The sequence below is a fragment of the Parabacteroides sp. MSK.9.14 genome, from assembly GCF_019041495.1.
GTDB lineage: Bacteria > Bacteroidota > Bacteroidia > Bacteroidales > Tannerellaceae > Parabacteroides > Parabacteroides merdae.
The window spans coordinates 28,421-41,911 of the sequence record NZ_JAHPXO010000002.1; the positions used below are offsets into that span (position 1 = coordinate 28,421).

At 47.5% G+C, this 13,491-nt stretch carries 11 protein-coding genes and 1 tRNA gene; 6 read left to right on the forward strand and 6 right to left on the reverse strand.

The window, feature by feature from the left end:
• The first annotated feature begins 92 nt into the window (after nucleotides 1–92).
• A complete protein-coding gene (rpsA, locus tag KTG12_RS01330) occupies nucleotides 93–1,886 on the forward strand; it encodes a 30S ribosomal protein S1 (RefSeq protein WP_005634175.1) in 1,794 nt (597 codons plus the stop codon).
• 87 nt (nucleotides 1,887–1,973) lie between these two features.
• Here rpsA and KTG12_RS01335 read toward each other — a convergent pair whose 3' ends face one another.
• Complete coding sequence (locus KTG12_RS01335) at nucleotides 1,974–2,237, reverse strand: hypothetical protein (protein WP_005634177.1); 264 nt, start codon at nucleotides 2,235–2,237, stop codon at nucleotides 1,974–1,976.
• Between the two features lie 288 nt (nucleotides 2,238–2,525).
• Here KTG12_RS01335 and KTG12_RS01340 point away from each other — a divergent pair, with 288 nt between their 5' ends.
• Nucleotides 2,526–2,915 carry a response regulator gene (locus KTG12_RS01340; protein WP_005634180.1) on the forward strand — a complete coding sequence of 130 codons (390 nt, stop codon included), beginning with the start codon at nucleotides 2,526–2,528 and terminating at the stop codon, nucleotides 2,913–2,915.
• Between the two features lie 285 nt (nucleotides 2,916–3,200).
• Nucleotides 3,201–3,494, forward strand: coding sequence for an HU family DNA-binding protein (locus KTG12_RS01345; protein WP_256279999.1), 294 nt, complete (start codon nucleotides 3,201–3,203; stop codon nucleotides 3,492–3,494).
• Nucleotides 3,495–3,552: 58 nt separating this feature from the next.
• On the opposite strand, the gene KTG12_RS01350 is transcribed toward KTG12_RS01345, so the two are convergent.
• The 3 genes from KTG12_RS01350 to alaS all read right to left on the reverse strand — a co-directional run bounded on the left by KTG12_RS01350 (nucleotide 3,553) and on the right by alaS (nucleotide 7,526).
• Nucleotides 3,553–3,627 (reverse strand) — tRNA-Pro (locus tag KTG12_RS01350).
• Nucleotides 3,628–3,663: 36 nt separating this feature from the next.
• Complete coding sequence (gene aroB / locus KTG12_RS01355; protein WP_022321829.1) at nucleotides 3,664–4,728, reverse strand: 3-dehydroquinate synthase; 1,065 nt, start codon at nucleotides 4,726–4,728, stop codon at nucleotides 3,664–3,666.
• A gap of 170 nt (nucleotides 4,729–4,898) precedes the next feature.
• Nucleotides 4,899–7,526 (reverse strand): alanine--tRNA ligase, encoded by a 2,628-nt coding sequence (alaS, locus tag KTG12_RS01360; RefSeq protein WP_046451623.1) that lies wholly within the window; start codon nucleotides 7,524–7,526, stop codon nucleotides 4,899–4,901.
• Between the two features lie 97 nt (nucleotides 7,527–7,623).
• Here alaS and KTG12_RS01365 point away from each other — a divergent pair, with 97 nt between their 5' ends.
• The 3 genes from KTG12_RS01365 (at nucleotide 7,624) to KTG12_RS01375 (ending at nucleotide 9,462) form a co-directional block, all read left to right on the forward strand.
• Nucleotides 7,624–8,607 (forward strand): M23 family metallopeptidase, encoded by a 984-nt coding sequence (locus tag KTG12_RS01365; protein WP_005634192.1) that lies wholly within the window; start codon nucleotides 7,624–7,626, stop codon nucleotides 8,605–8,607.
• Between the two features lie 15 nt (nucleotides 8,608–8,622).
• Nucleotides 8,623–8,979 (forward strand): MerR family transcriptional regulator, encoded by a 357-nt coding sequence (locus KTG12_RS01370; protein WP_005634196.1) that lies wholly within the window; start codon nucleotides 8,623–8,625, stop codon nucleotides 8,977–8,979.
• Between the two features lie 87 nt (nucleotides 8,980–9,066).
• A complete protein-coding gene (locus KTG12_RS01375; RefSeq protein WP_005634197.1) occupies nucleotides 9,067–9,462 on the forward strand; it encodes a DUF3127 domain-containing protein in 396 nt (131 codons plus the stop codon).
• Between the two features lie 94 nt (nucleotides 9,463–9,556).
• Here KTG12_RS01375 and KTG12_RS01380 read toward each other — a convergent pair whose 3' ends face one another.
• Nucleotides 9,557–11,851 carry a bifunctional (p)ppGpp synthetase/guanosine-3',5'-bis(diphosphate) 3'-pyrophosphohydrolase gene (locus KTG12_RS01380; RefSeq protein ID WP_051015758.1) on the reverse strand — a complete coding sequence of 765 codons (2,295 nt, stop codon included), beginning with the start codon at nucleotides 11,849–11,851 and terminating at the stop codon, nucleotides 9,557–9,559.
• A gap of 85 nt (nucleotides 11,852–11,936) precedes the next feature.
• Nucleotides 11,937–13,487 (reverse strand): lytic transglycosylase domain-containing protein, encoded by a 1,551-nt coding sequence (locus tag KTG12_RS01385; protein WP_022321377.1) that lies wholly within the window; start codon nucleotides 13,485–13,487, stop codon nucleotides 11,937–11,939.
• Nucleotides 13,488–13,491: the final 4 nt, after the last annotated feature.

The window sequence follows — 13,491 nt, forward strand, 5'->3', positions numbered from 1 at the left end:
AAAAAGCATTACCTTTGCCCCGATTTTTGAGAGATGACAACATAATGTCTAACTTACTAATTAAAACAAACTTAAGTATTAACAATTAGAGAATGGAAAATTTAAAGAACATTCAGCCCATTGAAGATTTCAACTGGGATGCTCTTGAAAAGGGCGATTCTTACGGTGAAGTAAGCAAGGACGATCTTGTAAAAACGTATGACGAGACTTTGAACACAGTAAAGGACAAAGAAGTCGTTATGGGAACCGTAACTGCAATGAACAAACGTGAAGTTGTAGTAAACATCGGTTTCAAATCAGATGGCGTTGTATCTATGGCAGAATTCCGTTACAACCCGGATCTGAAAATTGGTGACGAAGTAGAAGTCTACATCGAAAACCAGGAAGACAAAAAAGGACAGCTGATCCTGTCTCACAAGAAAGCACGCGCTACACGTTCTTGGGATCGTGTAAACGAAGCTCTTGAAAAAGACGAAATCATCAAAGGTTACATTAAATGTCGTACGAAGGGCGGTATGATCGTTGACGTATTCGGTATCGAAGCATTCTTGCCGGGTTCTCAGATCGATGTCAAGCCGATCCGCGACTACGATGTATTTGTAGGTAAGACAATGGAATTCAAGATCGTTAAGATCAACCAGGAATTCAAGAACGTTGTTGTATCTCATAAAGCTCTTATCGAAGCTGAACTTGAACAGCAGAAGAAAGACATCATCTCCAAACTTGAAAAAGGCCAGGTACTGGAAGGTACAGTCAAGAATATCACTTCTTACGGTGTATTCATCGACCTGGGTGGCGTAGACGGTTTGATCCACATCACAGACCTGTCTTGGGGCCGCGTTTCTCATCCGGAAGAAATCGTTCAGCTGGATCAGAAGATCAACGTGGTTATCCTTGACTTCGATGATGAAAAGAAGCGTATCGCTCTCGGCTTGAAGCAGCTGACTCCGCATCCTTGGGATGCTTTGGATCCGAACTTGAAAGTGGGTGACAAAGTAAAAGGTAAAGTTGTCGTTATGGCTGACTACGGTGCATTCATCGAAATCGCTCCGGGCGTAGAAGGTCTGATCCACGTTTCTGAAATGTCTTGGACACAGCACTTGCGTTCTGCTCAGGACTTCATGAAAGTAGGTGACGAAATCGAAGCTGTTATCCTGACCCTGGATCGCGACGAACGTAAGATGTCATTGGGTATCAAACAGCTGAAAGCTGATCCGTGGGAAGATATCGAATCTCGCTTCCCGGTAGGTTCTCGCCACATGGCTAAAGTTCGTAACTTCACTAACTTTGGTGTATTCGTAGAAATCGAAGAAGGCGTAGACGGCTTGATCCACATCTCTGACCTGTCTTGGACAAAGAAAATCAAACACCCGTCAGAATTTACTCAGATCGGTGCTGAAATCGAAGTTCAGGTTCTGGAAATCGACAAAGAAAACCGCCGTTTGAGCTTAGGTCACAAACAGCTGGAAGAAAATCCTTGGGATGTATTCGAAACAATCTTCACTGTAGGTTCTATCCACGAAGGAACAATCATCGAAGTACTGGATAAGGGTGCTGTAATCTCTCTGCCTTACGGCGTAGAAGGTTTCGCAACTCCGAAACATCTGGTAAAAGAAGACGGTTCTCAGGCTGCTGTAGACGAAAAACTGCAGTTCAAGGTGATCGAATTCAACAAGGAAGCTAAGAGAATCATCCTTTCTCACAGCCGTATCTTCGAAGATGAACAGAAAGGCGCTAAGAAAGAAACTGGCGAAAAGAAATCATCTTCAAAACGCGGTGGAAAGAAAGAAGAAGAATCTGCAATGGTAACCGGTCCGGTTGAAAAGACTACACTGGGTGACATTGAAGAACTCGCTGCCCTGAAAGAAAAATTGGCTGGTAAATAATTACCGTCTTTTCAAATAAAACAAAAGGAGATGTCCATCCGGATATCTCCTTTTTTATTGCCTGAAAAAAGAATAGAGAAAGTGCTCTTAGTCTACCTCCTTGATCACTTCCTCTACCTGTTCCTGTTCACCGTAATATTGGCAACTTTCGCCGATACCCAACAAAGCATTCACTTCATGACGCTTGTCCAGGTCCGTAAAATAAGCGTCCACTACCTTATAAATATCGAACCCGTCCGTTGAACCGGCCGCCAGATTCAATGATTCTACCAATTTACCTGTAGCTTTGCGAATTTCAGCTTTACTGATCAAATGAAACTCGTTGTTGTGAATTAATTGACTCTTTCCCATGATGTTTGATTTAAAAGTTATACTTGTTCTTCATTAATAACCATTCCTCAAAGCGGTAAGTTTAATCTTGCAGCTTCGTTTCATGCACTAAATATACAAACATCCTCGGATCTTTCAACCTTTCAAGCCTTTTATTTTCAATAAACATGAAAAACAAATCCGATCCCGACCTCACGATATTCCATGATGAGCAAGGAGAAACCGGATCTCCAAACATAGAATAAGTTCTATTCTATTTGGTTTTGTAAAAATTAATGCTGAAATTTGTTCACAGATAATATAAAAGATATGGGCACGAACGAAGATAACTACAATGTAACTATTCTGATCGCAGAAGACGAGGAAAGTAATTTCCTACTATTAAAAACCATCTTAAAAAGACACTGTAACGTTCTGCAAGCCAGAACCGGCCTGGAGCTATTGAAAGTTTTTGCTGAAAAAGGAGCCGATTTGATTTTGCTGGATATAAAAATGCCGGAAATGAATGGTATAGAAGCTCTGAAAGAGATTAGAAAGAAAGACACGAACATACCGATTATCATGCAGTCCGCCTATGCCTTCGAAAATGACATGGAAGCCGCCCGTGCTGCCGGAAGCAACGGATTTATCACCAAGCCCATCAATATCGTTGAACTAAAAAAAACGATCTCCAAATTCTTGCCGCAGATAATCTGGTAAGAAGCTGAAAGCCGACATATTATAAAAAAATAGAATAGCCATAACGATTGTTATGGCTATTCTATTTTTTTGCTTTTCCACAGACACCTTAACCAGCAAACCCTCCCCTTCATTTTTATCAAAAACCTTTCATTTTACGGAGATATCCGCATTAATTTTCTTTATAAACTCCTCCCGAACAAAACATTGAATCTCCGGTTTAAGAGGTGGGTAAAATTATTTTTCACAAGAAAAACTATACCCGACCGGCACTAATGGATTTTCATATAGAACGAAATATACTTTATTACAAACGAAACTAAAATGAACAGAAGTCAGCTTATCAATATCCTGGCTCAAAAAACAGGATTAAACAAAAAAGATGTCAAACGGACAATCGATGAAATGCAAAAACTAATTATCCAGGAAGTCAAAGGAGGCCAAAGAATCTGCCTGCATGGTTTCGGCTCATTCAAACCTCGTTTTCAATCCAGCCGCCCAGCACGAAACCTGAAAAACGGTACAGCCGTACAGCTGTCTCCCAGGACCATCATTCATTTCAAATGCGCTCCCCACCTGTTGGAGCAGATGAACAAATAAAGAATAAAAAGAGACTCACTTTTACAAGTAAGTCTCTTTTTTATTTACTCAGCTATTGTCGGGGTGAGAAGATTCGAACTTCCGACCACACGCCCCCCAGACGCGTACTCTAACCGGGCTGAGCTACACCCCGTTTTTGTTTTACGGCTGCAAAGGTAACTATTTTTCGTTATACTCCAAAGCTTTCACGATAAAAATCCAGGGATTCGAGAATTTTCTCCTTACTCACCTGCTGATTTATCTGAACATCACCGACTTGAGAAAGCAAGGTGAAGTTGATGATTCCCGCTTCATTCTTCTTATCGTGCGTCATCAACTCGTATAAGGTATCATAATCCTTGCAATCGAACACGAAAGCCGGATAATACTCCTTCAAATAATAGACGACCTGACTCAGTTTCTCCATCGGGAAACCACATACTTTATGAGACAGGTACAATTCGCTGACAATACCGGCGGCAACAGCATGGCCGTGCAGCAAAGGACGGTCCTTCTTAAAGGACAAACTTTCGTAGGCATGACCGATCGTATGGCCGAAGTTCAGCGCCTTACGGATGCCGTGCTCCTTCGGGTCTTCCTCCACGATACGTTCCTTTACGGCTACGGATTGGGCGACCATCCTGTTCAGGAAGGCATAATCGATCTTCGCATCGAGGTCGAACAGCAGGACGGAAGCGTAAATATCCATCGAACTGATAAGCGCATGCTTGATCATTTCGGCATAGCCGGAAAGCAGGTTGTCGCGGTCGAGCGTACGCAGGAACTCACAATCGATAAAGACACATTCGGGTGGATAAAAAGAGCCGACCTCGTTCTTCAAACCGTTGAAGTTAATCCCGGTCTTTCCCCCCACGGCCGCATCGACAGAAGCCATCAGGGTAGTCGGGATATTGACGGTCCGCAGTCCGCGTTTGAAAGTCGCACCGGCGAAGCCTCCCATATCGGTAATCATACCGCCGCCCAGATTGACCAAAAGCGAATTTCGGGAAGCCCCTTCGTTCGAGAGACGCGACCAGATATAGGCGACCTGTTCGATGTCTTTATGAGTATCACCCGCCTGCACGGTAATGACCGGGGTATCCTGCAAGGCTGGGATATCTTTTATCAGCGGATAACACTTTTCTTGCGTGTTCGTATCGGTCAGGATAAAGAGTTTATCATAACTCATGGAAGCAAAGAATGCCTGCAAATCGGCTTTGAGATCCTTGCTGATTACTACTTTTTGAGCGGCCATAATGTCCTTTTTTATTATAATCGTTGCGACAAAGGTATTATATGTTATCCGATTATCAAAACAGGGAAAAGAAAATTCCATGCCTATGGAACAAAAGCTTCATAGGCATGGAACAAAAGTTTTCCCTGCATGAAACTATCATTTCCTGCAGGGGAAACGTCTCTTTCTTCTTATTTCAGACCGGCTGCGTCCAAGATATGTTCGATGGCTTCACCCAGTCCGGCTACATTCTTACCTCCGGCTGTTGCAAAATGAGGCTGACCGCCTCCGCCGCCTTGTATCAGTTTTGCCGCTTCTTTCACCAGTTTGCCGGCATTCAAGCCTTCAGCCACCAACGGTTCGCTCAGCATAACCATCAACGCGCATTTCTCGCCGTCTTTGATTCCAGCCACGAAGAAAACCTTTTCCTCCGTATTGCTTTCCCCCTTGATCTGGAAAGCCAGGTCTTTGATGGCATCCACGCTGGCCTCGCCACGGAAAGCGATCACTTTGACACCATTGCGCTCAACGGCTTTTGCGATCAGTTCTTTCTTGAGCAACTGCACTTTCTCTTTCACGTAGTCGCTTACCTGCTTCTTCAGTTCGGCATTCTCTTCGATGGCCTTCTTGATGGTTTGAGACAGATTCGGCACATTGTTGAACATCGCACGCAGTTCACGCAGGGAATCCTGCAACATGAAGGTGTAGTTTTCAGCCGCTTCGGCCGTTACCGCTTCGATACGGCGCACGCCTGCCGCGATGGAGCTTTCGCCGACCACACGTAGGGAACCGATCATGCCGGTCGCAGGGATATGCGTACCACCGCACAATTCGATAGAGTTGCCATATTTGACCACACGGACTTCATCGCCATACTTTTCACCGAACAGAGCCATAGCGCCCAATGCTTTCGCTTCGGCAATCGGCATATTGCGATGCTCTTCCAGCGGATAGTTGGCACGGATCTTTTCGCTCACCAGCTTTTCCACCTTACGAATTTCTTCGTCCGTCACCTTCTGGAAGTGGGAGAAGTCGAAGCGCAAAGAGTCGGGAGATACATAAGAACCTTTCTGTTCAACATGTGTTCCCAGCACCTCACGCAACGCCTCATGCAGCAGGTGAGTGGCAGAGTGGTTACATTCGCACTGGATACGTTTCTTCTCGTTGATCTTGGCAGTAAAAGTCGCCGTCACATCCTTCGGCAATTTAGTGACCAGATGTACAGGCAGGTTGTTTTCGCGTTTCGTGTCGATCACGTCGATCGTCTCGTCGTCGGCAATCAACCAACCGGTGTCGCCGACCTGTCCACCCATCTCTGCGTAGAACGGAGTCTGGTCCAGAACGATCTGATATAAGACCTTGTTCTTCTGCTTGATCTGGCGGTAACGCAGAATTTCGGCATCGCATTCGAACAAGTCGTAGCCTACGAAATTGCATCCGCCCTCTTTCAGCACCACCCAGTCGCCGGTTTCGATGGCGGCAGCGTTACGGGCACGGTCCTTCTGCTTCTGCATCTCGACGTTGAACTCGTCGATATTGGCTTCCATGCCGTTCTCACGCAGGATCAACTCGGTCAAATCCAACGGGAATCCGTATGTGTCATATAATGTAAAGGCATCTACGCCGCTGATCACGTTCTTTCCGGCAGCCTTTGTTTCTTCCATCTTCTTATCCAGCAAACGGATACCGGTTTCCAACGTACGCAGGAAAGATTCTTCCTCTTCCTTGATCACCTTCTCGATCAACGTCTTCTGCGCGATCAGTTCGGGATAAGCGTCTCCCATTGTTTCGATCAGTACGGGCAACAGCTTATACATGAAGGACTCTTTGCGATCCAGGAACGTATAGCCGTAACGGACGGCACGACGCAGGATTCGACGGATGACATAACCTGCCTTTGCATTGGAAGGCAACTGCCCGTCCGTAATCGCGAAAGCGATCGTACGGATATGGTCGGCGATTACACGCATGGCCACGTCCTGTTGTTTGTCCTTGCCATAAGCAGTACCCGCCATATCGGCAATCACTTTGATGATCGGCTGGAATACGTCTGTATCGTAGTTGGATGTCTTACCCTGTAAAGCCATGCAGAGACGTTCGAACCCCATACCGGTATCGATCACACGGGCAGGCAGCGGTTCGAGCGAGCCGTCGGCCTTGCGGTTATATTGCATGAACACCAGGTTCCAGATTTCGATCACCTGCGGATGGTCTTTGTTCACCATGTCCTGGCCGGGGATAGCGGCACGTTCTTCTTCCGGACGGAGGTCGATATGGATTTCAGAACAAGGACCGCAAGGCCCCGTATCACCCATTTCCCAAAAGTTATCGTGTTTGTTGCCATTAATGATATGAGCTTTCGGCAGGAACTTCTCCCAATAGCCGGCAGCCTCGTCGTCGCGCGAAAGGCCTTCGGCAGGACTTCCTTCGAACACGGTGGCATACAAACGGTCGGGATTCAGTTTCAACACTTCGACCAGGTATTCCCATGCCCAGTTGATCGCCTCCTGTTTGAAATAGTCGCCGAACGACCAGTTTCCCAACATTTCGAACATGGTGTGGTGATACGTATCGTGTCCGACCTCTTCCAGGTCGTTATGCTTTCCACTCACACGAAGACACTTTTGTGAATCCGCGACACGTGGATATTTACGGGGTACGTTCCCCAGGATTATATCTTTGAACTGGTTCATACCTGCATTGGTAAACATCAATGTAGGGTCGCCCTTCACCACCATCGGAGCAGAAGGCACAATCTGGTGCTGCTTGGAAGCGAAGAAGTCTTTAAATGATTCACGGATTTCTTTTGCTGTCAACATAATCTATTCTATATAGTCTCGTTAATATTCTGAAAAACAATTTGCAAAAGTACAGCAAATTATTATTTTTGCACGTATCCAAGCAAGAAAATATTTGATGAAACTATTTAAAAGCAGAAAAACATATTACTTGTATAACCCCAACACGCTCAGTTACGAGCGCGTTTACCCCTCCGCCAAAGACCGTTTTTTCGGTGTGCTCCGCCACCTGAGCATCGGTATCGTGATCGGCGTAGGCATTTTCTTTATCTTTTCTCGCACGTTCGACTCGCCGGTCGAATCGCTTTTAAAGAAGGAGAACAAGCTGTTGCAGACACAATACGAAGTGCTTTCGTTGCGCCTGAACAATGCGCTGGAAGTCTTGGATGACATACAGCAACGCGACGAGAACTTATACCGGGCGATCTTCCAGGCGGAATCGATCCCCGAATCCGTCCGCAAGTCCGGTTTCGGCGGGACCAACCGGTATGAACACCTGATGAACCTGTCCAACCCCGAACTGGTCGTCTCGACCACCCGGAAGATGGACATGCTGAGCAAACAGCTCTATGTCCAATCCAACTCGCTGGAGGAGCTGATCACATTGGGCAAGAACCAGGAAGAACGAAGCAAATGTATTCCCGCCATACAGCCGATTGCCAATAAGGACCTGAAACGTACGGCATCCGGCTACGGTGTGCGTATCGACCCGATCTACCGTACTCCCCGCTTCCACTCAGGCATGGACTTTTCCGCCAAAGTGGGCACGGAAGTCTATGCAACCGGCGACGGAGTCGTTACCTTTGCCGCCTGGAAACAGGGATATGGAAACTGCCTGATGATCAATCACGGGCACGGATTCCAGACGCTTTACGGCCACCTGAGCAAGTTCCGGGCGCGTGTCGGACAGAAAGTAAAGCGCGGAGAAGTGATCGGAGAAGTGGGAAATACAGGGAAATCCACCGGCCCGCACCTTCACTACGAGGTGATCGTCCGCGGCAAATACGACAACCCCTCCAAGTACTACTACATGGACCTGACTCCGGAAGAATACGACCGTATGATACAGATTGCCGAAAATCACGGCCAGGTAATGGATTAAACATTGTTTAATACGATGGCATTAAATAAAGATAAAAATCTAAAGCTCTATTTCTCCATCAGCGAGGTGGCGCAGATGTTCGACGTCAACGAGTCTACCCTGCGCTTCTGGGAGAAGGAATTCGACCAAATACGTCCACGCAAGACAGGCAAAGGAACCCGCTCCTATCGGCAGGAAGACATCGACGCAATACGCCTGGTCTATCACTTGGTGAAAGAAAGAGGGATGACACTGGCGGGCGCCCGGCAAAAGCTGAAAGAGAACCCGGAGACAACGATACGCCACGAAGAGATCGTAAACAGGTTGAAACAGATCAAGGAAGAATTGCTCGCCATGAAGGAAGCATTCGAAGCGTTGGAAGCTTCCAAATAGCCCTTACACCATAAAAACGACTTTAAAGAATTAGCTTGTTACGCCGGAAAATCGTACCTTCGCAGCAATTTAATAAAAACAAGAAACATGGAAATTACGGGAAGAATCATCGCCGTACTGCCGGTTCAAGGCGGTATCAGCAAAAACGGAAACGAGTGGAAAAAACAGGAATATGTCCTGGAAACACATGACCAATACCCTAAGAAAGTATGCTTCCAGATTTTCGGTGCAGACCGCATCGATCAGGCAGCCATACAGCCCGGAGAAGAACTTACAGTATTTTTTGACATAGACAGCCGTGAATATCAGGGACGTTGGTTCACAAATATCAATGCATGGAAAGTGGAACGCCCGATGGCCGCCGCTCCCCAGTCGGCACCGGGAGCCATGACTCCTGAAAACGTAGTGCCGGCATCCGCACCTGCTGCATCTGCTGTTCCTGATTTCGGTCCGGCCAATCCGATTGACGATCTGCCATTCTAATAAACAAAAAGATCCTATCCTTTTGCGCAAAAGGATAGGATCTTTTTTACCGAAAGCTATACCTTTTAGGGCAAAAGGATATGGCTTTTTCGACTTAGTCCGCTACACGAGCCACAGACTGGATATTCTTTATCTTGGAAAGGACTACGCACATCCGCTGGATATCCTCCACATCGTGTACTTTCATCTTCACCTTTCCTTCGAACACTCCGTCTTTCGCCTCAATCAGCAGGCGGATGATATTGACATTGAAGTCATCGGATATCGTGCGGGTGATCGTGTTCAACACGCCAATCGAGTCGATACCCTTAATCTCAAGTGTCGCCTCGAACGAGGAATGATGGCTGCTCCATTCCGTATTCAGGATGCGTTCGCCAAAGCTGCTTTTCAGGCGCATGGCGATCGGACAGGAACGTTTGTGGACTACCACGTTGCCGTCATCATTGATAAAGCCCAACGACTCGTCGCCGGGAATCGGTTTACAGCAATCGGCAATGACGTAATTGCGTTCGAAAGCTTCCTCCTTCAGGATATAAGGCTTCTTCTTGTCATATTTCGGTTTTTCTTTCGGTTGTTCCTCTTCCTCTTTCTTCCCGGTAGTCGCTTTCGTTGCTACCCGGAGCGCCTGTTTGACGTACTTAAAGAGAACATTGTCTGTTTTCTCTTTCAGCAATTTGTGGATATTTTCCGGCAGGATCACATCCCCTTTCTCTACTGCATAGTAGAATTCTTCGCGTTTAGAGAAACCGAAATACATACATAGTTTGTCGATATTGGATGTATTTGCCTCCAAATTATTGCGTTTGAAAGCATCGATCACCTTAATTTCTCCTTCTTTTGCCGCCTCTTTACGAATCCTTTTCAGGTAAGCGTCAATCCTGGCACGTGCCCTTGCTGTCGTGACGAAATTCAACCACTCCGGTTGCGGGTTCTGCGAACGGGAGGTCAGGATCTCTACCTGGTCGCCACTTGCCAACTGATGGCTGAGCGGAACCAAACGATGGTTGACTTTCGCACCGATACACTTGTTCCCGATATCCGAGTGAAGGGCATATCCGAAGTCCAGGGCAGTAGCCCCCTGGGGCAACGTCTTGATGTCGCCTTTCGGGGTAAAGACGAATATCTCGGAGGTAAAGAGATTCAGCTTGATCGTATCAAGAAAGTCCAAAGCGTTCGGGTCCGGGCTTTCCAGTATCTCGGTAATGGTCTGCAACCATTTGTCGAGCTCCGTATCTTCTTCTATATTATGCTCCTTATACTTCCAATGGGCGGCAAAGCCTTTCTCGGCAATCTCGTCCATACGGCGGCTGCGGATCTGTATTTCCACCCATTGCCCGTCAGGTCCCATCACGGTCAGGTGCAACGCCTGATAACCGTTGGCTTTCGGACGGCTCACCCAATCGCGGATACGGTCCGGTCGAATACGGTAGATATCCGTGATAGCGGAATAGATATCCCAACATTGGTTCTTCTCATCCACACCCGGCAGCGGGTCGAAGATGATACGGACGGCATATATATCGTAGATGTCTTCAAAACTGACGCCTTTGCTTTCCATCTTGTTCCAGATGGAATAGGCGGATTTCACACGGGCACGCATTTCATAGTTGAGCCCCATCTCCTTCAACTTCCTGTCCACCGGCACGGCAAAATGCTCGAACAAAGTGTTACGGGCTGCTTCCGTAGATTTCAATTTCAGATTGATAAAGGCATATTCCTGCGGATGCTCATACTTGAAGCTCAGGTCTTCCAGCTCCGTCTTGATGGTGAAAAGCCCCAGACGGTGTGCTAAAGGGGCATAAAGGTAAAGCGTCTCACCGGCTATCTTGAACTGCTTCGCGGGCAACATGGAACCCAAAGTACGCATGTTGTGGAGACGGTCGGCTATCTTGATCAGGATCACCCGGATATCGTCGCTCATCGTCAGCAACAGCTTACGGAAATTCTCTGCCTGCGCCGACGCCTGTTCGCCGAAGATACCGCCGGATATCTTCGTCAGGCCATCCACGATCTGGGCGATCTTCTCGCCGAACATGTCCTTAATATCCTCGACCGTATATTCGGTATCCTCCACCACGTCGTGCAACAAAGCCGAACAGATGGAAGTGGAACCCAGTCCCATCTCGCGGCAAACAATACGCGCCACGGCAATCGGGTGCATGATGTAAGGCTCGCCCGAACGACGCTTCACGCCGGCATGTGCCTGATTGGCAAAATTGAACGCCTTGGTTATGCGTTCCACCTTACGCCGGTGATTTGAATTAAGGTAATCCTGCAACAGCGCGTTAAAGCCGTCCTGAATCATCTGCTCGTCGGCCGAGAGAGCGGGTTTCGCCTCCTGGTCGGGCTGCATGCCTGCTGTGTCTTTTGTATCATTTATGTCGCTCATATCGAATGCCCTTCCGTTTTTAACGTGTATGTAGGCAAATATATATAAATATTTGCTTATATATCCCCGAATGCGACAGAAAAAGTCAAACGACCGGGATTTTCAAGACCTGGCCCGGCCGGATATCGGCACTGGTCAGCCCGTTGGCCCTCTGCAAGTCGTCTGTAGAAACTCCCGGATACTTCTTGGCAATGGAATAAAGGGAATCGCCGGACTGTACTTTATAAGTCAAACTTTTGCCTGAAACGCGGGCTGTCTGGTTGCTCTTGGTAACGACAGGGGTTGCTTTCTGTCCCGCTTTGACAGCCCCGTCCTTTTCGGTCTTCTTTGTCTTGACGGAAGCAAATGCGACACCTCCGTTATCGACGTGCAGACGCAAACGGCGACCTTTGGCAACACGGTTGGAACCGAGTCCGTTCCACTTACGGATATCCTTCGGAGTAACGCCGTAGCGGTTCGCGATGGTATAGATATTCTCACCGGAGGCTACCACATGGGTAATTTTCTCAAGCGTAAGATTCTTTGATCCGTCGGCAGCGTTGACCGGTATGCAGTTGGCCAGCAACTCCTCTATACGATGCGTATAGACCGAATCCTCCTTGTCAACAAACGCATAAGTCTGCGATGCCGGAAGTTTCAATACGGAAGGTTCCGTATTTCCCGGAATGATATCGCGTTTATATTGCGGGTTGAGCGCACGAAGCTGCTCGATGTCGATCCCCAGCACATCGGAAACCTGTTGCAGGTGAAGCATACTGTTCACCATAACCGTATCGGTCGCCAACGGCAGACTGGTCTGCATAGGGCAAATATTATGATCGCAATAGTAATTCATGATATAATTGGCTGCGATAAACAGCGGTACATACGAACGGGTTTCACGAGGCAAGTAGCGGAAGATCTCCCAAAAATCGGTCTTTCCCCCGGAACGGCGGATCGCCTTGTTCACATTGCCCGGACCACAGTTATAGGAAGCCAGCACCAGGTTCCAGTCGCCATAGATGGCGTACATATCTTCAAAATACTTACAGGCCGCCTCTGTCGCCTTCTCCGGATCACGCCGTTCATCCAGCAGGCTGTTGATCTCCAAACCATATATCTTGCCGGTCGGAAGCATGAATTGCCATAACCCGCAAGCCCCCACACGCGAAAGGGCAACCGGATTCAGGGCACTTTCGACGACAGCCAGATACTTCAGTTCCAAAGGCAGGTTATGCTTGTCGAGCACCTGTTCGATAATGGGGAAATAGAAATCCGCCATACCCAACATATAGCGTACCAGGTCACGCTTGCGTCCGGCATACAGGTCGATACAATCCCTCACCACCTCGTTGTAAGGCAAACGGATCACACTCGGCAGACGTTCCAAGCGTTCTTCGTAGACCGAATCGGGAAAATAGACATTCTCCGCATCATCGTGACAATACTCATCCACTTTCGAAAAATATTGCACATGCCAGGAATGGAGCAAACTATCCACGTTTGCATCGAGACTTTCAGGTATCAAGCCCACTACGTCAGAGAGCGAGTCTGCCGATAATGTCGAATGCTGCGGTTCGCCGAATATAGGGTCTTGTGCGCGGGAGACCTGCATCAGGCTAAACAGGCAGAATAGAATAAGTAGGTTTTTATTCATGATG